Genomic DNA, 19,852 nt, shown 5'->3' with positions numbered 1-19,852 from the left:
AAAGAATTATCCTGGCGGCGATAGTGCGGTGGAACCACCTGACACCATACCGAACTCAGAAGTGAAACGCTGTAATGCCGATGGTAGTGTGGGGCTTCCCCATGTGAGAGTAGGGCACCGCCAGGTTACTAAATACAAAGCTAAATTAAATAAAAACAGAAGAACCCCAGTTGAACTACTGGGGTTTTTGTTTTTTGGAATTTACTCATTATTTAATCAAATAAGAGTCTGATTTTAATTTTCAATAAATAAGTGATTTTTCAACTCATATGAAGTCACGTCCTATAAATGTTTTATTAGCTGTGCTACAATCCCGCTAAAATTCTATCCTTAAAACAAGAGAAATTATGACCGCACTTAATGTTTTAATTTATCCTGATGATCACTTAAAGGTTGTTTGTGAGCCTGTTACTGAAGTTAATGATGCAATTCGTAAAATTGTTGATGATATGTTTGATACGATGTATCAAGAGGAAGGTATTGGTTTAGCTGCACCTCAAGTAGATATTTTGCAACGTATTATTACTATTGATGTTGAAGGTGATAAAAAAAATCAGCTTGTCTTGATTAATCCTGAAATTTTGGCTTCTGAAGGCGAAACTGGAATTGAAGAGGGGTGTTTATCCATTCCAGGGTTCCGTGCGTTGGTTACTCGTAAAGAAAAAGTGAAAGTGAGAGCGTTAGATCGTGATGGTAAAGAATTTACTTTAGATGCTGATGGTTTGCTTGCGATATGTATTCAACACGAAATTGATCATTTAAATGGAATTTTATTTGTTGATTATCTTTCTCCACTTAAACGCCAACGTATTAAAGAAAAATTGGTGAAATATAAAAAACAAATTGCGAAACAATAAGCTTCTTATTCTTAATTAAAGTGCGGTTGATTTTAACCGCACTTTTTCCTATCAATCACCATAACGTAGAACATTATGAAATCACTTAATATTATTTTTGCTGGTACGCCAGATTTTGCTGCACAGCATTTACAAGCCATTCTAAATTCTCAACATAACGTGATCGCTGTTTATACTCAACCAGATAAACCAGCTGGTCGCGGTAAAAAATTGCAAGCAAGCCCAGTCAAGCAACTTGCAGAGCAAAATAACATTCCCGTTTATCAACCTAAATCCTTACGTAAAGAAGAGGCTCAGTTTGAACTAAAAGCGTTAAATGCAGATGTAATGGTTGTTGTCGCTTATGGATTAATTTTACCGAAAGCTGTATTAGACGCCCCTCGTTTAGGTTGTTTGAATGTGCATGGTTCTATTCTTCCCCGTTGGAGAGGAGCTGCACCCATTCAGCGCTCAATTTGGGCTGGTGATGCACAAACTGGCGTAACTATTATGCAAATGGATGAGGGTTTAGATACAGGTGATATGTTACACAAAGTTTATTGTGATATTTTACCGACTGAAACTTCAACAAGTCTTTATAACAAACTGGCAGAGCTTGCTCCATCGGCATTAATCGATGTTTTAGATAATCTTGAAAACGGTAAATTTATAGCCGAAAAACAAGATGACAGTCAAAGCAATTATGCAGAAAAGCTTTCTAAAGAAGAGGCGCAATTAGATTGGTCACTTTCTGCAATGCAACTTGAGCGTAATATTCGTGCTTTTAATCCTTGGCCGATTGCTTATTTTTCAACAGAAGATAAGGATGGCAATGCACAAACTTTAAAAGTATATCAAGCGGAAGTGTTTCCTCATCAAGATAAACCAGCGGGAACTATTTTAAGTGCGGACAAAAATGGCATTCAAATTGCGACTGTTGATGGCGTCTTAAATTTATTGCAATTGCAACCTGCAGGTAAAAAGCCTATGTCTGCACAAGATTTATTAAATGGCCGTGCAGAATGGTTTACTATTGGTAAGATGCTTGCATAATGAAAAAATTTTCTTCTAAAACTATCAACGTAAAAAATTCAGTAAAAATGACCGCACTTTCGACCAGAGCTATTGCAGCAAACTTAATTTTGCAAGTATTGGATGAGGGCAAATCCTTGTCGGCGTTAATTCCAGAAGTGCAATCTTCTGTTAAAGCCCAAGATTTGCCCTTGTTACAAGAAATTTGTTTTGGCGTGTGTCGCGTATTGCCTCGCTTAGAGCAAATTATCAAACGTCTTGTGGATAAACCGCTTAAAGGTAAAACTCGCATTGTTCATTGCCTGTTGCTTGTAGGGTTATACCAATTGCTTTACATGAGAGTGCCTGCTCATGCGGCAGTTGATGAAGTTGTGAACGCAACAAAATCATTAAAATCTGATAGTTTTAGAGGATTAGTGAATGCGGTTTTGCGTAGATTTTTACGTGAGCAAGATGAAATTTTGGCAATTATTGATAAAAATTGGCAAACGCTTCACCCTGAATGGTTCGTGAATAAATTAAAAAAAGCCTATCCGAATTGGCGTGAGATCATTGAGGCGAACAATCAGAAACCACCAATGTGGCTACGTGTGAATTCACAAAAAAACTCACTCGAAACTTACCGCACTTTACTTGAAGAACAAGGTGTTTCTTCGAAAACAAGCCATCATCCTAATGCGCTGTGTTTAGATATACCGATTGCTGTGCAAAAATTACCGCACTTTGAAGAAGGAGCTGTAACAGTACAAGATTTAAGTGCACAGTGGGCAGCAACGTTGCTTGAGCCAAAAAATGAGGAGTGGATCCTCGATGCTTGCGCGGCACCGGGCGGTAAGACGACCCATATTTTGGAACTGGCACCTCAAGCTAATGTGATTGCATTAGATGTAGAAGCGCATCGCTTAAAACGAGTGGAAGAAAATCTTGCACGTTTAAATCAGCAAGCGATAGTGGTGTGTGGTGATGCGAGTAAACCTAACGAATGGTTAGATGAAATCGGTAAAAGTGCGGTGAAATTTGACCGAATTTTACTTGATGCTCCTTGTTCTGCTACAGGGGTGATTCGTCGCCACCCCGATATAAAATGGTTACGCAAAGAAGCCGATATCGCTCAGCTCGTTGAATTACAGAAGAAAATTCTGAGTGCGCTTTGGGAAAAACTTAAGGAAAATGGTGTTTTGCTTTATGCGACTTGTTCTGTATTGCCAGAAGAAAATTGCGAACAAATCCAAGCATTTTTAAATGCTCACGCGGATGCAGAGTTATTGTCATTACCTTTTGGTGATGATACAAGTGCGGTGGGTTTTCAATTCATTCCGCAACCAAATGGTGGTGATGGGTTCTATTATGCGAAGTTACGTAAATGTGCTTAGAGGCTAAAATGTTTGCCAATATTGATGTAATTATTCCTTGCTATAATGCAGAACAAACGCTATCTCGTGCAGTGCAGTCCGTATTGTCTCAAACTTATTTGGGGAAAATTTGGTTGATTGATGATGGCTCTAAAGATAACACGTTAGCTTTAGCGCAAGAATGGGCAACACAATATCCGGAAAAGATAGTTGTCGAGTCTATGTCGAGAAATAGCGGGGTGGCGAAAACGCGCAATTGGGGTGCTTTGCAATCAAGTAATGAATTTATTGCTTTTTTAGACGCTGATGATGCTTATGAACAGGGCGCATTAGAAGTTGCTGCGGCGACTTTTCATTTTCAATCAGATACCTCAGTGGTACGTTTAGCATTAAAACCGATTGATTTGCCCGCGCGCTACGCTGAACATCCTAATTTTGAGTTTGCATGGCAACATATGCGAATGACCTGTGGTGGGAGCATGGTTTTTCGTCGAGCTTTTTTCTTGGCGTGTGGCGGTTTTCCACAAGATGAATTATTTCGTCAATTAGGCGGTGAAGATGGTGCACTTGGTATTGCGACAACTAAGATAGCTAAAGTTGCAACGCTATTTAATGATGTTGGGGTACTTCATTACTGCAGAGATGGAATGCATGCAGAACGGCTATTGGATGCGATTTTATTCCAAAAATCGCCACAGGAGATTACTGAAGAACAAATGGCGCAGGCTAATGGGGTGACAGATGAAATTTGTCGTCAAATTAACGCATTAAAGTGCGGTCTAAATTCATCAGAAATAGGCATTCGTCCTCTTGTATTAGAACGAACGGAGTAAGCGATGAAAATTATTATTTTGGGCGCAGGTCAGGTAGGAACAACGCTTGCCGAAAATTTGGTTAGTGAAGATAACGATATCACACTAGTTGATAATGAGTCCCCACAGTTACAAGCTTTACAAGAAAAGCATGATTTGCGTGTGGTGCAAGGCTCTCCATCATCACCAAAAGTGCTTCGCGATGCAGGTGCGGCCGATGCCGACTTAATGGTTGCCGTAACAGCTTCTGATGAAATCAATATGGTAGCCTGCCAAATGGGCTATACATTATTTAATACACCAATTCGTATTGCCCGTATTCGTAATTCAGAATATTTACGTGAAAAAGATAAGTTATTCAATGATGAGAATGTACCTATTGATCATTTGATTTCGCCTGAAAATCTTGTGACAGATGAAATTACACGCTTAATTGCTTATCCAGGGGCATTACAAGTTGCCTATTTTGCTAATAATCGTATTAGCATGGTTGTGGTAAGAGCTTATTATGGTGGTCCTTTGGTTGGATATGCGCTTTCCGCATTTCGTGAACATATGCCACATATTGATTGTCGTATTATGTCTATTTTGCGTAACGGCAAACCGATTCGTCCGCAGGGTTCTACTATTGTTGAAGCCGGTGATGAAATTACTTTTATTTGTGCAACTGAGCATATAAAAGCAGTAATGAGCGAACTTCAACGCTTAGAAAAACCTTATAAACGCGTAATGATTGTTGGGGGCGGAAATGTTGCTGCTGGCGTAGCGAAATGTTTGGAAAATGTTTGTACCGTAAAATTAATTGAGCGTGATGAAGAACGGGCTAATTTGCTAGCTGAAAAACTTTCAAAAACCTTGGTTTTTTATGGTGATGCGTCTGATCAAAATTTATTGTTTGAAGAGCATATTGAAAATGTCGATGTGTTCCTTTCATTGAGTAGTGATGATGAGGCGAATATTATGTCCGCTTTATTGGCAAAACGTTTGGGAGCCAAGAAAGCAATGGTGCTGATTCAACGAATTGCCTATATAAACCTGATTCAAGGTGGAAGTATTGATATTGTAGTTTCACCACAGCAAGCGACAATTTCTGCTTTACTTGGGCATGTTCGTAAAGGGGATGTGAAAAATGTGGCTACATTACGACATGGTATTGCTGAGGCTATTGAAATTGTCGCGCATGGTGATGAAAGCACCTCCAATGTGGTCGGGCGCAAAATAGGCGAGTTGCGTTTGCCTATGGGAACCATTATTGGTGCTTTATTGCGTGGTAATGATGTAATTGTTGCACGACGCCAAGTTGTGATTGAAGAAGGCGATCATGTGGTGATTTATTTGAGTGATAAGAAGAATGTGCCTGAAATTGAAAAATTGTTCCAGCCAAGTGCATTCTTCATTTAACGATTTATTTACTTTTAAGAGCGACTCATTATAATAGGCGCTCTTTTATTCAATCTCTAAAGGAAAAATTATTATGAGTTTTATTAAAGAATTTCGCGAATTTGCAATGCGCGGTAATGTTGTAGATATGGCTGTCGGTGTGATTATCGGCGGTGCGTTTGGTAAGATCGTAAGTTCACTTGTTAGTGATATTTTTATGCCTGTGCTTGGTATTTTAACAGGTGGCATTGATTTCAAAGATATGAAATTTGTATTAGCTCAAGCACAAGGTGATGTTCCAGCTGTTACTTTAAACTACGGTGTATTTATTCAGAATGTGATTGATTTCATTATTATTGCTTTTGCAATCTTTATGATGATTAAGGCACTTAATAAAGTGAGAAAACCTGAAGAGAAAAAAGCAGGTCCTACATCAGAAGATTTGCTCACAGAAATTCGCGATTTATTAAAAAATAAATAATGAAATTGAAAAATAAAGGTTGGTAAATATGCCAACCTTTTTTTATTGTTATTTTTTAGGCTATAATCGCCCCCTAAAATTTAAGGAATTAAAAATGGAAAAATATAATAAACTCCGTATTGAATGGGATTGCCGCCGAGGAATGTTGGAGTTGGATAAAATCATTATGCCTTTTTATTTGAAGCATTTTGATGAATTAACAGATGACAAAAAAGATATATTTATTCGTTTATTAGCAAGTACAGATCTGCAGCTGTTTTCTTGGTTTTTTAATCGTGGTCAATCATCAGATTCAGAAATTCAATCTATGGTGGAATATATCCAAAACGTACAAAAAATCACAACTAATTAAAATTATTAAGATACGTATGAACTTTTTTCACACACTTGTGTCTGAGATTGCAACAAGAGCTTGCTGTCTTGAATATTAAGGCGTGTTAGATATTGGCATAGGAGAAATATGGCTGAACAGCTAACAGATCAGGCTTTGGTAGAAAGAGTGCAGCAAGGGGATAAGAAAGCCTTCAATTTGTTGGTTTCTCGTTATCAGAATAAAGTGGCGGGGCTTTTGACTCGCTATGTATCACGTAACGATATTCCTGATGTGGTGCAAGAATCCTTTATAAAGGCTTATCGCTCAATTGAATCTTTTCGTGGCGAAAGTGCTTTCTATACATGGCTTTATCGAATTGCCGTCAATACGGCAAAAAATTATTTAACGGCTCAAGGGCGTCGTCCACCTAATGAAGATATTTTAGCTGAGGATGCTGAAAATTATGATGTGGGTACGCACTTGCGGGATGTAGATACCCCTGAAAATGAAATGTTATCTAGTGAACTTGAACGAATCGTGTTTAGTACGATTCACAGTTTGCCAGAAGATCTAAAAACAGCAATCACCTTGCGAGAGCTAGAAGGTTTGAGCTATGAAGAGATTGCAGAAATTATGGATTGCCCTGTTGGTACTGTTCGTTCTCGTATTTTCCGCGCAAGGGAAATTATTGAGAATAAAATTCAACCACTGATGCAACGCGAATAAAAAAGTCGGAGTTTACTATGCAAAAAGAGCAACTTTCAGCCTATATGGATGGCGAACAAGTCGAAGCTGGCTTGACAGATGCTTTATTGAAAGACGAAGAATTACAAGAATCTTGGCAGGCATTCCATGCTGTACGTGCAGTGATGCGTAAAGAAAGCGTTTTGTTTCTAGGGGCTGATTTTACCGCTAAAATGGCAGGTTTAATTGAATCTGAAGAAGTGAAGAAAGTCGATGTCATTGCCGTGTCTCAACCTGAACCAGAAGATGCACATAATTCTGCATTTATGCAAAAATTAAAAGCGTTCTTTGCGCCAATGACGCAAGTTGCGGTTGCTGCTGGTGTATGTTTAGTGGCGGTACTTGGTGTTCAATCTTTCAATAATAAAAACGAAGCGTCTAATTTACCTGAGACTCCAGTATTGCAAACCTTGCCATTTAATAATGCGGTTCAAGAGGTTAGCTACAATGCGCCGAGCAAAGATACATTGACATCAGAGCAGCTTGAACAAAAAAGTCGCCGTATTGGTGCGATGTTACAGAACTATGAATTACAACGTCGTATGAATGCAGATGCATTAAATGTAAGTAGTAATAGTCAAAAATAATATGGATTAGCCCTGTGCATTTATGTTAATTCACCACCTAATATACTATTTAGTGTGGTGAATTTTTATCCTTTAAATTTAATGTTTATGAAAAAAATCGCGTTAAAACTCACCGCACTTTCTCTTTCTTTTCTATTTAGTAACATTACTTCAGCTGAAGAGCTTTCTGCGAAGCAGTCTTTAGATAAAATGACACAAGCATTGGATAATCTCAATTATGAGCTTGCCTTTGTTCAAACAACCCCATCAAATATGGATTCCTTTCGCTATCGTCATATTAAGAAAGATAATAAAACTTATGCGCAATTAGTGACGCTTGATGGGCGTCAACAAGAAATTATTCAACGTGATAATTTAGTCAGTTATTTTCAGCCAAATACTCAAGCATTTACGCTTAATAGTGGCAATATTGTCGATGCAATGCCGGCTGTTGTTCGCGCTGATTTTGATAAACTTTCTTCAGTTTATGATTTTATAAAAATAGGAAAAGATCGAGTGGCTGGGCGTTTTGCTGACACGATTCGTATCGTCCCTAAAGATGATTTCCGATATCAATATTTAGTGTTTGTCGATGAAGAAAATGGTTTATTATTACGCGGTGATATGCTTGATAGTGAGGGTAAATTACTTGATCAGTTTAGAGTTGTAACGCTTTATATCGACGATAGACTAAGAGGGTTGACGGAGTATATTAATAAAGTCTCAATGCCCCCTTTGTTGAAAGAAAGTAAAAATGAACAAAGTTCAGATATAACTTGGTCTGCAGGTTGGTTGCCACAAGGTTTTTCTTTAATTCGATATACTCAAGAAACATTAGAAAATGAAGTGATAGATAGTGCGCTATATAGCGATGGTTTGTTTACTTTTACACTATTTGTTTCTAACGCAGGTTCTAATGTTTTGCCAGAAAATACTTGGAAGCAAGGGGCATATACGATTTATAGTGAAGTGAATGGTGGAAAAGAAATTACTTTTATCGGGCAATTGCCCATAGCTGCAGCTAAGCGTATTGTACAAGAAGTTAAATTTCGATAATAAGTGCGGTGATTTTTCACCGCACTTTTGTTTTTAAAGATTAGTGTAATTTTAATCTTGGTTTTAAATAACGATTAAGTTTATCAACCAGAATAATCAATCCAATTTTAATGCAACCATGTAAAGCATGTTGATGCATTCTATATAAGGATACATAGGCAAATTGTGCAAATTTACCTTGAACGGTAAGTGGATTTTTTCCAAATTTATTCGAAATACTGCCTAATGCAGTAAAGCTCGAGAGAGAAACCAAGGTGCCTTTATCATTATATTTAAATGCTTTTAATGGTTTTTGCTCAAAAAGTGCAAAGATATTTTTTGCACAAGCTTTTGCCATTTGATGTGCGGCTTGAGCTCTTGGCGGGACTAATTTACCGTTTGGTTGCATTAATGCTGCACAGTCGCCAATGGCGAAAATGCTGTCATCCACAGTGGTTTGGAGAGTATCTTTTACCACTAATTGATTGATACGGTTAAGCTCTAATCCATCGAATTGCTGTGTCACCGTTGAGGTGCGAACACCTGCTGCCCACACAATCAGATCAGCTTTGATTTCTTCGTCATCTTTGGTGATGAGCGTGTTTGGTTGGGCTTCCGTGATCATCGTGTTTAATTTCACGTTCGCGCCCATTTCTTGCAATTCCTCTAATACTGCAGCGGATAAATCTTCGGGTAATGCTGGCAGTAAGCGAGGTCCTGCTTCAACGAGTGTGACTTGTAAACATGAGTTATCAATCTTGCCATAGCCGTAAGAAGATAAATCTTCCGTAGCATGATAAAGCTCAGCTGTTAATTCCACACCAGTTGCTCCACCACCGACAATGGCAATATTCACTTTATTTTCATCCACTAATTTTTGTTTAAATTCTTCTTCACCAATATCATCTAAAGCACGGTTTTCAGAGAATTTAAGGAATAATTCCAACATTTTTTGCTGAAAGCGCAATGCTTGATCTGAGCTGTCTAAGAAAATACAGTTATCTGCCACACCTTTTGTGTTGAAATCATTTGATTTGCTACCGATTGCAACCACTAAGTAATCATAAGGAATTCGGCGAGCAATGACGAGCATATCGCCTTCTTGCCCATAAACAGGGGCGAGTTCAACATATTTTTGTTCACGATTAATACGAGTGATTGAACCCTGTTCAAAACTGAAATGGTGATTTTTACCATGTGCGCGATAGCTAAGAGAATCCATGCCATCATCCATCACACCCGTAGCTATTTCATGTAATAATGGTTTCCACAAATGGGTCGTATTGCGATCCACAAGCGTCACTTTAGCCTGTTCTTTTCGACCTAATTTGTCGCCTAAAAATGTCGCTAATTCAATGCCGCCAGCCCCCCCGCCAACGATCACGACGTTTTTCATAATGTACTCCTAAAAGCAAAATTGTTAAAAATGTTAAACTGCTGTAATGATAGCATAACAAATAAACAAGAAGAAAAAATTTAATGGAAATGACCGCATTTCATTGATGGCAGCGATCGTAAAGCGGTTGTAATTGTTGGATGGTTTGGGTGATAAATAAAATGGGATCGATTTGACTTAGTTGATCTTTTTCAATACTTTTCCCAATACACCAAAAATCTTCTTCTGAGCGTAAAATGAGATCGTTTTTAGTCATTTGTTTTACTTGGCGAAAATCATCATATTCACTTTCACCCTCTCGCCAAATATCAAAATCAGCAAATTGTTTGAAATCAAATTGATCAAGCCAATAATTATATTGTTGCACATTAATTTGTGAGCGATCGGCACGATAGCAGTGCCAATCCAAGCACACTCTTAATCGACGGCGATTTAAGAGCACGGAAAAAATGGCTGCAGAATTTTGGTTAAACTCGTATTTAAAATAAGCGAAGAAATGGGCGCGTACCTGCCAGCCATTGGTCCAGCTTTCAATATGCGGTTTTGCAAAAGGTGTGCCAAGCTGCTTTGCGACTTCTTGGATAATAGCTTTCCAGTTATCCCAATGTAATTTGTAATCAGCTTTAATTGCCGGAATATCTTCCGGGCAGAATTTCTTCATTTGGGCGAATTGATAGAAAGGAATATTGAACAGTTCGCAAGATTCAGCATTGAGCGAGAGCATGGCGTTTCCTTAAAAATCACTGTAATTTTTGACCGCACTTTGCGTGAAGATCTGTCTGTCTTCCCAACGCAACAGGCTCATCCGATTATTCCACACACATCCTGTATCCAAGGCATAAATACCTGGTGGAGTAGGCTCATCCACTAAACTTGCCCAATGCCCAAAGATAATGGGAATTTGTTTATAAAGTGGGTTATCTAAATTAAACCAAGGCGTGAGTTCAGCTGGTGCATCTTTTAAAGGGGATTTACAGGCAAAATCAAAACGATGATCTAAATAGCAAAAACGCATTCGAGTAAAAGCATTAATGATGTAACGATGACGCGCTAAGCCCTGTAAATCTGGCGACCAGCGATCAGGCTGTTCAGAATACATATTTTCAATGAGATAATGAAAATCACCGTGTTGCAAAATCTGTTCAACTTCAGCTGCACAAGATTTCGCAGTTTTCAAATCCCAATCAGGCGAAATACCAGCATGCGCCATCAGGAAGTTTAATTCTTCATTGTGTACAAGTAATGGCTGATGACGTAACCAATGAATCAGTTCATCAAAATCGGGCGCATTAAAAATGGCACCAACACGATCACGTGGTTTCACTTTTTTAATACCCAGTGCAGTCGCAATTAAGTGTAAATCGTGATTGCCTAGTACAGTTTGTGCTGCATTGCCAAGTGATTTTACGAAACGAAGGCATTCAAGTGATTTATCCCCACGGGCCACAAGATCTCCCACAAGATAAAGTTTATCTTGCGTAGGATTGAAATCTACACTCTCTAATAAAAGCTGTAATTCATCATAACAGCCTTGCAAGTCGCCGACGAAATAGGTTGCCATTTTTGACCGCTCTTTTACTCTTCTGAATCTAAGATTTCATCTTTATTAATATCAGCAGGAGGATTATCCGCCAACCAGTTTGCTAAGCGGGCATAATCTGCGATAGCCAAATTTTCTGCACGTGCATTTAAATCAATACCAAGTGCGGTCAGATTTTCAGGTGAAAATAATGTTGAGAGCGCATTGCGCAGTGTTTTACGGCGTTGATTAAACGCTTGGGAGCACACGCGGTTCAGCCAATATAAATCTTTTACAGGGTGCGGCAATTCTTTATGAGGAATTAAACGCACAACAGCTGAATCCACTTTCGGTGCAGGTTTGAAGGCAGAAGGTGGCACTTCAAGTACAGGCATCACTTGGCAGAAGTATTGCGCCATAATGGTTAAACGGCCATAGGCTTTACTATTTGGTCCTGCACATAAGCGTTTCACCACTTCTTTTTGCAGCATGAAGTGCATATCTTGAATCACATCATGATACTTAAACAAGTGGAACATCAATGGGGTAGAAATGTTGTAAGGTAAGTTACCAAACACACGTAATTTTTGCCCTTTTTCTGCTAAATTTTCTTTTGTATAAAGTTCACCAAAATCAAATTGCATCGCATCCGTTTCAATAACGGTTAGCTTTTGATGTAAAAATGGATGGTGACGTAAACGTTCTGCTAAGTCTCGGTCAAGCTCTACTACAGTCAGATGATCGACAAGTTCACCAACAGGCTCTGTTAATGCCCCCAGCCCAGGACCAATTTCCACTAAGAATTGATTGGGGTGAGGGTAAATTGCCGCCACGATACCTTGAATTACAGAGGTATCATGTAAAAAGTTTTGACCAAAGCGTTTACGCGCCGTATGGCCTAAGTGTTTTTTTGAATTCATATATTATCTTCTTTTATAAGAGTGCGGTTATTATAGGGCTTGTTTTGGCTTTGTAAATCATTGTTAACTTATGCTAAATTGAGTTTTTTATGAACAATATTATTTTTTCTTTCGTAGAAAGCCAAAAACGGCTATAATCCGCCCGTTTTTCTTAACTTTTCCGCCTAAAGTGCGGATAAAAAATCGATTATTTTTAGAGGATACAATGGCGAAAGAAGATTGCATTGAAATGCAAGGCACAATTTTAGAGACTTTACCGAATACTATGTTCCGCGTGGAGTTAGAAAACGGTCACGTGGTTACTGCACATATTTCTGGAAAAATGCGTAAAAATTATATCCGTATTTTGACTGGGGATAAAGTGACTGTAGAAATGACTCCTTATGATTTAAGTAAAGGTCGTATTATTTTCCGCAGTCGTTAATCGCAGAAGACTTGAGATAGGCCGATATTGTTATAATATCGGCCTTCTTTTTTGTTCAAAAAGAACTCAAACTGGTTGCGGAACGTAAAAAAATCGGTATAATCCGCAACCCTTAGCCACATTGAATTTTTCGTTCCTTGCCTTTGCAGATTGGTGGCTGATCTACGTCAAAGGCTGATTAACCCGTAAGGAGCAGTAATGCGTCACTACGAAATCGTGTTTATGGTTCATCCGGACCAAAGCGAGCAAGTACCAGGTATGATCGAACGCTACACCGGTTCTGTAAAAGAAGCTGGTGGTCAAGTTCATCGCCTAGAAGATTGGGGACGTCGCCAATTAGCGTACCCAATTAATAAATTACACAAAGCACACTATGTGCTTATGAATGTAGAAGCGCCTCAACAAGTCATCGACGAGCTAGAAACGACTTTCCGTTATAACGATGCTGTATTACGCAGTCTTGTTATCCATACTAAGCACGCCGTAACAGAAGCGTCCCCAATGAAAGCGGCTAAAGAAGAACGTAAACCTTTAGCTGAAGTTGAAAACAACGATTTTGAGGATGCTGAAGAGTAATTTGAAAATTGATAATCGTTTTTCGGTTATGGGAATCGTTTCTCAGTTGCCAAAGCGATTAAAGAGCCCTAGTGGAATTGAGCATTGCAAGTTTTTGTTAGAACATCGTTCTGATCAGATTGAAGGTGGTTTCACACGTCAAGCTTGGTTAAAGATGCCAGTTCAAATTAGTGGTAATCAATTGATAGAAAAAACTCAAAGCATTACGGTCGGTAGTAAAATTTTGGTGGTGGGATTTATTACATCACATAAAACCCAAAGTGGGTTATGCCAATTAGTTTTACATGCCGAGCAAATCGAATTTATAGATTAGGAGACTAGCCAAATGGCACGTTATTTCCGTCGTCGTAAGTTCTGCCGTTTCACAGCGGAAAATGTTGTTGAAATCGATTACAAAGATATCGCTACATTAAAGAACTATATTTCAGAAAGCGGCAAAATTGTACCTAGCCGTATTACCGGTACTCGTGCGAAGTACCAACGTCAATTAGCACGTGCAATCAAACGCGCTCGCTATTTAGCGTTACTTCCATACACTGACAATCATCAGTAATTAAGGAGATACGGTAATGCAAGTAATTCTTTTAGATAAAATTGTTCACTTAGGTCAAGTGGGCGATCAAGTAAATGTTAAATCAGGTTTTGCGCGTAACTTCTTAATCCCACAAGGTAAAGCAGTTATGGCAACTAAAGCTAACATTGAACACTTTGAAGCACGTCGTGCAGAATTAGAAGCGGCAGCAGCAGCAAATCTTGCAGCAGCTCAAGCTCGTGCAGCAGAAGTTACTGCATTAGGTTCTGTGACTATCGCATCTAAAGCAGGTGATGAAGGTCGTTTATTCGGCGCAATCACTACTCGTGATGTGGCAGAAGCAGTAACTGCAGCAGGCGTTAAAATTGCGAAAAGTGAAGTTCGTTTACCAAACGGTCCAATCCGTACTCTTGGTGACCACGATGTTCGTTTCCAACTTCACGGTGAAGTATTTGCAACATTAGATGTAATCGTTGTTGCAGAATAATTTGTCAGATAGGCAAAATAAAACCCGGTCTTAGATCGGGTTTTTTTATTATTAGTTTAATGTAATAAAAAAGGAGCATAGCTCCTTTTTATTTGTAACTTTTAGTCGTCAAGGAAACTTCTTAATGTTTCTGAGCGGCTCGGATGGCGTAATTTACGTAACGCTTTTGCTTCAATTTGACGAATACGTTCGCGTGTAACGTCGAATTGTTTACCCACTTCTTCAAGCGTATGATCGGTATTCATATCGATACCAAAACGCATACGTAATACTTTTGCTTCTCGTGGTGTTAGGCCTTCAAGAACTTCGTGAGTCGCAACTCTTAAGCTTTGTGCTGTTGCAGAATCTAAAGGAAGTTCTAAGGTTGAATCTTCAATAAAATCACCTAAATGTGAGTCATCGTCATCACCGATAGGCGTTTCCATAGAAATTGGCTCTTTTGCAATTTTCAATACCTTACGGATTTTATCTTCCGGCATACCCATGCGTTCAGCTAATTCTTCTGGCGTTGCTTCACGTCCCATTTCTTGTAGTAACTGGCGAGAAATGCGGTTAAGTTTATTGATTGTTTCAATCATATGTACCGGAATACGGATTGTACGAGCTTGGTCTGCAATAGATCGTGTAATTGCTTGGCGAATCCACCAAGTCGCATATGTAGAGAATTTATAACCACGGCGATACTCAAATTTATCTACCGCTTTCATTAAGCCAATATTCCCTTCTTGAATTAAGTCTAGGAATTGTAAACCGCGATTCGTGTATTTTTTCGCGATGGAAATTACTAAACGCAAGTTAGCTTCTACCATTTCTTTTTTGGCACGACGAGCTTTTTGTTCACCTCGGGAGACTGCATCACAAATATCGCGCATTTGGGTAATGGTAAGTTTCGTATTTTCTTCAATGTTAGCTAAGTTGTTTAATGCCTCAAGAATACGTTCTTCATATTTTGGTAAGCGTTTTGCCCATGATTTGCTTGATTTTAAGGCTTTTTGTACCCATTCAGTATTGCTGCCATTAGTTGTAATGAGTTTTTCAAAATCATCTTTTGGCATTCCAGCAATATCAACTAATATTTTTTGTAATTGGCGTTCTTCATAGCGCACACGTTTCATCATTTCTTTCATTGATAAAACGAGTAAATCGAATTGTTTTGGTACTAAGCGGAATTGTTTAAAAATTTCACCAAGCAGTACGATTTGATCCTGGGCTCGTTTTCCTGAGCGACCATGTTTTTCAATAACAGCAAGCGTTTTGGTATGCTGGTCTTTTAACTGTTGGAATTTTTCTCTCGCGACCTCTGGATCGATGCTATTATCAGATTCGCTTGAATCTGATGTAGATTCTGATTCGCTTTCGTCTTCATCTTCATTATCTTCAACGTCCGCACTTTCTGATTCTTCTCCGTCTTCAGAAAAGTTTTCATCAATGACATTATGTTCTTCTATTTCGGCATTTGGATCGACAAAACCTGTAATTAAGTCAGCTAAACGGAAGTTTCCTTTTTCCACATCATCATAATTTTTTAGCAACCCATTTAAAGCTTCAGGATAGGCTGCAATGGATGTTTGAACTTCATCAATTCCTTCTTCAATACGTTTTGCAATGCTGATTTCATCTTCACGAGTAAGAAGATCAACGGTTCCCATTTCACGCATATACATACGGACAGGATCGGTTGTTCGACCGATTTCAGATTCTACATTTGAAAGAATTTGGGTTGCCTCTTCCACCGCATCTTCATCCGGAATGGTGTCATTCAACATCATCTCATCGCTTTCAGGGGCTTCGTCCAAAACCGGAATCCCTGCATCATTTTGCAGCGTTTGTAGCAACTTATCGTAATATTCAGGGTCGATGACATCTTCTGGTAATAAATCATTAATTTCTGCATAGGTTAAATAACCTTGAGTGCGACCTAATTCCATCAGTTGTTCAATTTGTTCTGAATATTGTTCAGCTGTAGATTGTTGATTTTTTTCCATTTTTATATCCGTTTTGCTTGATGTGATAGTAGCAATATAATTCTTGTTACAAACTTAGAATTTTATCATTGTTATTGCGGATTAACTAACTGTTTTTTCTGCTGTTCTTTACCCGCTAAAAGGTGAACGAGCACTGTTTTTTCCTCGTTAGTAAGTCCTTCAGCTCGTTCTTTAGCAATAAGCATTTCAATATCCCGCTCAATGGCTTGAATATTTAAGCGGCGATAGTTTTGTGAAAATGCATTGATTATTTCTGCTTCGTCTAATAAATGATCCCAAGTTGCCAGTATTTCAAGAGGATTGCTGTAAGGCGTATCACGGAAGTGCTCTAAAATCTGCCCTGTCGTAATCCCTTCTCGTTGGCGACAAAGTGCGGTCAATTTTTCCAGAATTTCAAAACCAGCTTCTGCACGTAATGCTTGCACACCGCTTTCAGACATTCTTTTCACTAATTCAGGATTTTGAAGAAGCAATGAAATGACCATTCGCATTGGTGTCTTCTTGATTTTATTATTAGCAACTTTTTGTTGTGTGTCAGTTTGTTCTAATTGTTTTGGAATAAGATTTTCTAGCTGAGTTTGATCAAAAATCCCAAGTTTCTGAGCAAGCATATTGCGTAGTGATAAGCGCAGCATTTCCCCTGGAATTTGGCGAATTAACGGTGCAGCCAGAGCAACTAATTTTCCGCGCCCTTCTTTGCTAGAAAAATCAACTTGTGGGCTTAAGTGAGCAAACATAAACTCGCTTAAAGATTGTGCACTTTCGATATATTCTTCAAATTTTTCTTTGCCATATTGGCGAATGTAAGTATCAGGATCTTCTCCCTCTGGTAAGAAAATAAATTTGAGTTGTCTGCCATCTTCTAAATAAGGCAACGCATTTTCTAATGCTCGCCAAGCCGCATCACGCCCTGCACGGTCACCATCGTAACAACAAACAACTTGCTCAGTCGAACGAAAAATAAGTTGAATTTGTTCTGATGTTGTGGACGTACCTAAAGAAGCGACCGCATAATCCACGCCAAATTGTGCTAATGCCACCACATCCATATAACCTTCAACAACAAGTAATTGTTTTGGTTCATCGTTGGCTTGTAAGGCTTCATACAAACCATAAAGCTCGTTACCTTTATGATAAGTAATGGTTTCTGGCGAATTCAGATATTTCGGTTTTTCATCTGTTAATACCCGCCCTCCAAAAGCCACTGTGCGCCCACGTTTATCGCGAATTGGAAACATAATGCGATTTCGGAATTTATCGTAAATATTGCCACGATCATTTCGAGAAAGCATGCCTAATTCAATGAGTTTTTGTTGTTCTTCGCGATTGACACCAAATTTACGCAATACCGTATCCATTGCATTCGGTACAAACCCAATTTGGAAACGCTCAATAATTTCAGCCGAAAGCCCACGTTGTTGTAAATATTCTTGCGCTTGCGTATTTAATGGCAATTGGCTTTGATAAAACTTGGCAATCTCTTGCATTAATTCATAGAGATTTCGTTTGGTTTGATAATTAGCTTGAGGTTTCCCGCTGTTATTAGCGCGTTTTTCGTAAGGAACTTCAAGCCCTGCCATCGCTGCAAGTTCTTCAATAGCCTCTACAAATTCAAGTTTGTCATAATCCATTAAAAAGGAAATGGCATTACCATGTGCGCCACAGCCGAAGCAATGATAAAACTGTTTCTTTTGACTAACCGTGAAGGATGGTGTTTTTTCGTGATGGAAAGGGCAGCAGGCTTGATAATCGCGGCCAGCTTTTTTTAGTTTTACGCGCGTGTTAATCACATCGACAATATCGGATTTTGTTAGCAAATCATCAATAAAGGGGCGTGGAATAGAACCTTTCATTGTCGAGCCTCCGTGATCGTGGTGTGAAAGTGCGGTCGTTTTTGGCGTAGATTTTTGTTTTGCTTAAAGTAACAAAACCGTGAGTCCAAAGGATTCACGGTTTGTCTTAACTCGAGTCAGAAAATACTATAAATTAGTATAAACGGGTATTGCGCGCGTTTTCGCGAGCGTTGCGTTTTGCGTGACGTTTTGCAAGTGTTGCATTTTCACGTTTACGAATTGTAGTTGGTTTTTCGTAAAATTCGCGAGCGCGTACTTCAGCTAAGATTCCCGCTTTTTCGCAAGAGCGTTTGAAACGACGTAAAGCTACGTCAAATGATTCGTTTTCACGTACTTTAATTACAGGCATAAGCCAATCACCTCAATGAGTTTAATTTAATTGCAATTTAAAATTTTATTTTCACCAAAGCACCACTGTGCAAATGGTAAATTTAACAAAGGACGCAATTCTAATCTACTTTTAGGGAAAAAGTAAAGGAAAGAATGCCAATTCACCTTAATATTTGTGGTTTCAACTGGTTAAAACCGCTTAAACAGGGTAAAATCGCGCAACATTTTAGGTAATAAATTAAGAAAATCAATGAAAATCTTAGGCATTGAAACCTCGTGTGATGAAACGGGCGTAGCAATTTATGATGAAGAAAAAGGATTAATTGCTAATCAACTTTATACTCAAATTGCCCTACATGCAGATTATGGTGGTGTGGTTCCTGAATTAGCATCGCGCGATCATATTCGTAAAACAGCTCCTCTCATTAAAGCTGCGCTAGAAGAAGCTAGGTTAACGGCAAGCGATATTGATGGCGTGGCTTATACGAGTGGTCCTGGGCTTGTCGGCGCATTGCTCGTCGGCGCTACGATTGCGCGTTCTTTAGCTTATGCGTGGAATGTCCCAGCGATTGGAGTTCATCATATGGAAGGGCATTTACTTGCGCCAATGCTTGATGAAAACTCACCGCACTTTCCTTTTGTTGCTTTGTTGGTATCGGGTGGTCATACTCAATTGGTACGTGTAGATGGTGTAGGAAAATATGAAGTGATTGGTGAATCCATTGATGACGCTGCAGGTGAAGCCTTTGATAAAACAGCAAAATTACTTGGACTAGATTATCCTGGTGGCGCGGCACTTTCTCGTTTAGCAGAAAAAGGCACGCCAAATCGTTTCACATTTCCACGTCCAATGACAGATCGTGCAGGCCTTGATTTTAGTTTTTCTGGTTTAAAAACGTTTGCTGCGAATACGATTAATCAAGCAATTAAAAACGAGGGTGAACTAAAAGAGCAAACTAAATCAGATATTGCTTATGCTTTCCAAGATGCGGTGGTGGATACCCTTGCTATTAAATGTAAGCGCGCATTAAAAGAAACTGGCTATAAACGTTTAGTGATTGCGGGGGGAGTGAGTGCAAATAAAAAACTCCGAGAAACGCTTGCGCACTTAATGCAAAATTTAGGTGGTGAAGTGTTTTATCCTCAACCTCAATTTTGTACAGATAATGGTGCCATGATTGCTTACACAGGTTTTTTACGTTTAAAACAAGGTCAGCATAGCGATCTGGCTATTGATGTTAAGCCTCGTTGGGCTATGACGGAATTACCAGCAATTTAG

The 19,852-nt window shown here is 38.9% G+C and carries 23 protein-coding genes and 1 rRNA gene; 17 read left to right on the top strand and 7 right to left on the bottom strand.

Annotation, left to right across the window (positions count from 1 at the left end; translation table 11 throughout):
- Positions 1-10 precede the first annotated feature (10 nt).
- From rrf to rseB, 11 genes are all read left to right on the top strand, one after another.
- Positions 11-126: ribosomal RNA gene (gene rrf / locus KP710_RS08565) — 5S ribosomal RNA — on the top strand.
- A gap of 221 nt (positions 127-347) precedes the next feature.
- On the top strand, positions 348-857 hold the full coding sequence (gene def, locus KP710_RS08560) for a peptide deformylase (RefSeq protein WP_111407923.1): 510 nt from the start codon (positions 348-350) through the stop codon (positions 855-857).
- Positions 858-932: 75 nt separating this feature from the next.
- Positions 933-1,889: a methionyl-tRNA formyltransferase gene (gene fmt, locus KP710_RS08555; RefSeq protein ID WP_111407922.1), complete on the top strand. Its 957-nt coding sequence runs from the start codon at positions 933-935 to the stop codon at positions 1,887-1,889.
- The gene (gene rsmB, locus KP710_RS08550; protein WP_048952875.1) at positions 1,889-3,241 is read left to right on the top strand and encodes a 16S rRNA (cytosine(967)-C(5))-methyltransferase RsmB; all 1,353 of its coding nucleotides are present in this window, start codon (positions 1,889-1,891) and stop codon (positions 3,239-3,241) included. Before fmt ends, rsmB begins: the two co-directional genes overlap by 1 nt.
- 8 nt (positions 3,242-3,249) lie before the next feature.
- The gene (locus KP710_RS08545) at positions 3,250-4,053 is read left to right on the top strand and encodes a glycosyltransferase family 2 protein (protein WP_048952909.1); all 804 of its coding nucleotides are present in this window, start codon (positions 3,250-3,252) and stop codon (positions 4,051-4,053) included.
- A 3-nt stretch (positions 4,054-4,056) separates the two neighbouring features.
- Positions 4,057-5,433, top strand: a complete 1,377-nt coding sequence (gene trkA / locus KP710_RS08540; RefSeq protein ID WP_140450255.1) for a Trk system potassium transporter TrkA — start codon at positions 4,057-4,059, stop codon at positions 5,431-5,433.
- A gap of 73 nt (positions 5,434-5,506) precedes the next feature.
- Positions 5,507-5,893, top strand: a complete 387-nt coding sequence (gene mscL, locus KP710_RS08535) for a large-conductance mechanosensitive channel protein MscL (RefSeq protein ID WP_005630888.1) — start codon at positions 5,507-5,509, stop codon at positions 5,891-5,893.
- Between the two features lie 94 nt (positions 5,894-5,987).
- Complete coding sequence (locus KP710_RS08530; RefSeq protein ID WP_005643996.1) at positions 5,988-6,245, top strand: FAD assembly factor SdhE; 258 nt, start codon at positions 5,988-5,990, stop codon at positions 6,243-6,245.
- Positions 6,246-6,353: 108 nt separating this feature from the next.
- A complete protein-coding gene (gene rpoE / locus KP710_RS08525; RefSeq protein ID WP_005627595.1) occupies positions 6,354-6,932 on the top strand; it encodes an RNA polymerase sigma factor RpoE in 579 nt (192 codons plus the stop codon).
- 17 nt (positions 6,933-6,949) lie between these two features.
- Entirely contained in the window at positions 6,950-7,537 is a 588-nt protein-coding gene (locus KP710_RS08520; protein WP_009500401.1) for a sigma-E factor negative regulatory protein, read from the top strand.
- An 87-nt stretch (positions 7,538-7,624) separates the two neighbouring features.
- Entirely contained in the window at positions 7,625-8,572 is a 948-nt protein-coding gene (gene rseB, locus KP710_RS08515; protein ID WP_032803392.1) for a sigma-E factor regulatory protein RseB, read from the top strand.
- A 40-nt stretch (positions 8,573-8,612) separates the two neighbouring features.
- Here rseB and KP710_RS08510 read toward each other — a convergent pair whose 3' ends face one another.
- The 4 genes from KP710_RS08510 to rsmA form a co-directional block, all read right to left on the bottom strand.
- Positions 8,613-9,947: an NAD(P)/FAD-dependent oxidoreductase gene (locus tag KP710_RS08510; protein ID WP_111407920.1), complete on the bottom strand. Its 1,335-nt coding sequence runs from the start codon at positions 9,945-9,947 to the stop codon at positions 8,613-8,615.
- 100 nt (positions 9,948-10,047) lie between these two features.
- A complete protein-coding gene (locus tag KP710_RS08505; protein WP_111407919.1) occupies positions 10,048-10,671 on the bottom strand; it encodes a glucose-6-phosphate 1-dehydrogenase family protein in 624 nt (207 codons plus the stop codon).
- 9 nt (positions 10,672-10,680) lie between these two features.
- On the bottom strand, positions 10,681-11,508 hold the full coding sequence (gene apaH / locus KP710_RS08500; RefSeq protein WP_111407918.1) for a bis(5'-nucleosyl)-tetraphosphatase (symmetrical) ApaH: 828 nt from the start codon (positions 11,506-11,508) through the stop codon (positions 10,681-10,683).
- A 14-nt stretch (positions 11,509-11,522) separates the two neighbouring features.
- Positions 11,523-12,386, bottom strand: a complete 864-nt coding sequence (gene rsmA / locus KP710_RS08495; RefSeq protein ID WP_111407917.1) for a 16S rRNA (adenine(1518)-N(6)/adenine(1519)-N(6))-dimethyltransferase RsmA — start codon at positions 12,384-12,386, stop codon at positions 11,523-11,525.
- A 205-nt stretch (positions 12,387-12,591) separates the two neighbouring features.
- On the opposite strand from rsmA, the gene infA reads away from it, so the two are divergent.
- The 5 genes from infA to rplI all read left to right on the top strand — a co-directional run bounded on the left by infA (position 12,592) and on the right by rplI (position 14,405).
- Positions 12,592-12,810 (top strand): translation initiation factor IF-1, encoded by a 219-nt coding sequence (gene infA, locus KP710_RS08490; RefSeq protein WP_005627617.1) that lies wholly within the window; start codon positions 12,592-12,594, stop codon positions 12,808-12,810.
- Between the two features lie 198 nt (positions 12,811-13,008).
- Complete coding sequence (gene rpsF, locus KP710_RS08485) at positions 13,009-13,386, top strand: 30S ribosomal protein S6 (protein WP_005627620.1); 378 nt, start codon at positions 13,009-13,011, stop codon at positions 13,384-13,386.
- Positions 13,373-13,699: a primosomal replication protein N gene (gene priB, locus KP710_RS08480; protein ID WP_065264930.1), complete on the top strand. Its 327-nt coding sequence runs from the start codon at positions 13,373-13,375 to the stop codon at positions 13,697-13,699. Before rpsF ends, priB begins: the two co-directional genes overlap by 14 nt.
- A gap of 12 nt (positions 13,700-13,711) precedes the next feature.
- Entirely contained in the window at positions 13,712-13,939 is a 228-nt protein-coding gene (gene rpsR, locus KP710_RS08475; protein WP_005598105.1) for a 30S ribosomal protein S18, read from the top strand.
- A 16-nt stretch (positions 13,940-13,955) separates the two neighbouring features.
- Positions 13,956-14,405 carry a 50S ribosomal protein L9 gene (gene rplI / locus KP710_RS08470; RefSeq protein ID WP_005627626.1) on the top strand — a complete coding sequence of 150 codons (450 nt, stop codon included), beginning with the start codon at positions 13,956-13,958 and terminating at the stop codon, positions 14,403-14,405.
- A 101-nt stretch (positions 14,406-14,506) separates the two neighbouring features.
- On the opposite strand, the gene rpoD is transcribed toward rplI, so the two are convergent.
- The 3 genes from rpoD to rpsU all read right to left on the bottom strand — a co-directional run bounded on the left by rpoD (position 14,507) and on the right by rpsU (position 18,592).
- Positions 14,507-16,390: an RNA polymerase sigma factor RpoD gene (gene rpoD / locus KP710_RS08465; RefSeq protein WP_048952884.1), complete on the bottom strand. Its 1,884-nt coding sequence runs from the start codon at positions 16,388-16,390 to the stop codon at positions 14,507-14,509.
- A gap of 71 nt (positions 16,391-16,461) precedes the next feature.
- Entirely contained in the window at positions 16,462-18,243 is a 1,782-nt protein-coding gene (gene dnaG / locus KP710_RS08460; protein WP_048952885.1) for a DNA primase, read from the bottom strand.
- Between the two features lie 133 nt (positions 18,244-18,376).
- Positions 18,377-18,592 (bottom strand): 30S ribosomal protein S21, encoded by a 216-nt coding sequence (rpsU, locus tag KP710_RS08455; protein ID WP_005627632.1) that lies wholly within the window; start codon positions 18,590-18,592, stop codon positions 18,377-18,379.
- Between the two features lie 231 nt (positions 18,593-18,823).
- Here rpsU and tsaD point away from each other — a divergent pair, with 231 nt between their 5' ends.
- Positions 18,824-19,852, top strand: a complete 1,029-nt coding sequence (gene tsaD, locus KP710_RS08450) for a tRNA (adenosine(37)-N6)-threonylcarbamoyltransferase complex transferase subunit TsaD (RefSeq protein WP_048952886.1) — start codon at positions 18,824-18,826, stop codon at positions 19,850-19,852.

This window comes from Haemophilus sp. SZY H35, assembly GCF_018829705.1.
GTDB lineage: Bacteria > Pseudomonadota > Gammaproteobacteria > Enterobacterales > Pasteurellaceae > Haemophilus > Haemophilus haemolyticus_K.
Note: the sequence above shows the minus strand (reverse complement) of the source record. Positions and strands in the feature narration are given on the sequence as shown.

Bases quoted from the DNA above. Each gene is read 5' to 3' on its own strand.
- mscL (WP_005630888.1), top strand. From the start codon at position 5,507: ATGAGTTTTATTAAAGAATTTCGCGAATTTGCAATGCGCGGTAATGTT.
- dnaG (WP_048952885.1), bottom strand. From the start codon at position 18,243: ATGAAAGGTTCTATTCCACGCCCCTTTATTGATGATTTGCTAACAAAA.
- rplI (WP_005627626.1), top strand. From the start codon at position 13,956: ATGCAAGTAATTCTTTTAGATAAAATTGTTCACTTAGGTCAAGTGGGC.
- rseB (WP_032803392.1), top strand. From the start codon at position 7,625: ATGAAAAAAATCGCGTTAAAACTCACCGCACTTTCTCTTTCTTTTCTA.
- KP710_RS08510 (WP_111407920.1), bottom strand. From the start codon at position 9,947: ATGAAAAACGTCGTGATCGTTGGCGGGGGGGCTGGCGGCATTGAATTA.
- KP710_RS08505 (WP_111407919.1), bottom strand. From the start codon at position 10,671: ATGCTCTCGCTCAATGCTGAATCTTGCGAACTGTTCAATATTCCTTTC.
- rpsF (WP_005627620.1), top strand. From the start codon at position 13,009: ATGCGTCACTACGAAATCGTGTTTATGGTTCATCCGGACCAAAGCGAG.
- KP710_RS08520 (WP_009500401.1), top strand. From the start codon at position 6,950: ATGCAAAAAGAGCAACTTTCAGCCTATATGGATGGCGAACAAGTCGAA.
- KP710_RS08545 (WP_048952909.1), top strand. From the start codon at position 3,250: ATGTTTGCCAATATTGATGTAATTATTCCTTGCTATAATGCAGAACAA.
- tsaD (WP_048952886.1), top strand. From the start codon at position 18,824: ATGAAAATCTTAGGCATTGAAACCTCGTGTGATGAAACGGGCGTAGCA.
- rpsR (WP_005598105.1), top strand. From the start codon at position 13,712: ATGGCACGTTATTTCCGTCGTCGTAAGTTCTGCCGTTTCACAGCGGAA.
- rsmB (WP_048952875.1), top strand. From the start codon at position 1,889: ATGAAAAAATTTTCTTCTAAAACTATCAACGTAAAAAATTCAGTAAAA.
- trkA (WP_140450255.1), top strand. From the start codon at position 4,057: ATGAAAATTATTATTTTGGGCGCAGGTCAGGTAGGAACAACGCTTGCC.
- def (WP_111407923.1), top strand. From the start codon at position 348: ATGACCGCACTTAATGTTTTAATTTATCCTGATGATCACTTAAAGGTT.
- infA (WP_005627617.1), top strand. From the start codon at position 12,592: ATGGCGAAAGAAGATTGCATTGAAATGCAAGGCACAATTTTAGAGACT.
- fmt (WP_111407922.1), top strand. From the start codon at position 933: ATGAAATCACTTAATATTATTTTTGCTGGTACGCCAGATTTTGCTGCA.
- KP710_RS08530 (WP_005643996.1), top strand. From the start codon at position 5,988: ATGGAAAAATATAATAAACTCCGTATTGAATGGGATTGCCGCCGAGGA.
- apaH (WP_111407918.1), bottom strand. From the start codon at position 11,508: ATGGCAACCTATTTCGTCGGCGACTTGCAAGGCTGTTATGATGAATTA.
- rpoD (WP_048952884.1), bottom strand. From the start codon at position 16,390: ATGGAAAAAAATCAACAATCTACAGCTGAACAATATTCAGAACAAATT.
- rpsU (WP_005627632.1), bottom strand. From the start codon at position 18,592: ATGCCTGTAATTAAAGTACGTGAAAACGAATCATTTGACGTAGCTTTA.
- priB (WP_065264930.1), top strand. From the start codon at position 13,373: ATGCTGAAGAGTAATTTGAAAATTGATAATCGTTTTTCGGTTATGGGA.
- rsmA (WP_111407917.1), bottom strand. From the start codon at position 12,386: ATGAATTCAAAAAAACACTTAGGCCATACGGCGCGTAAACGCTTTGGT.
- rpoE (WP_005627595.1), top strand. From the start codon at position 6,354: ATGGCTGAACAGCTAACAGATCAGGCTTTGGTAGAAAGAGTGCAGCAA.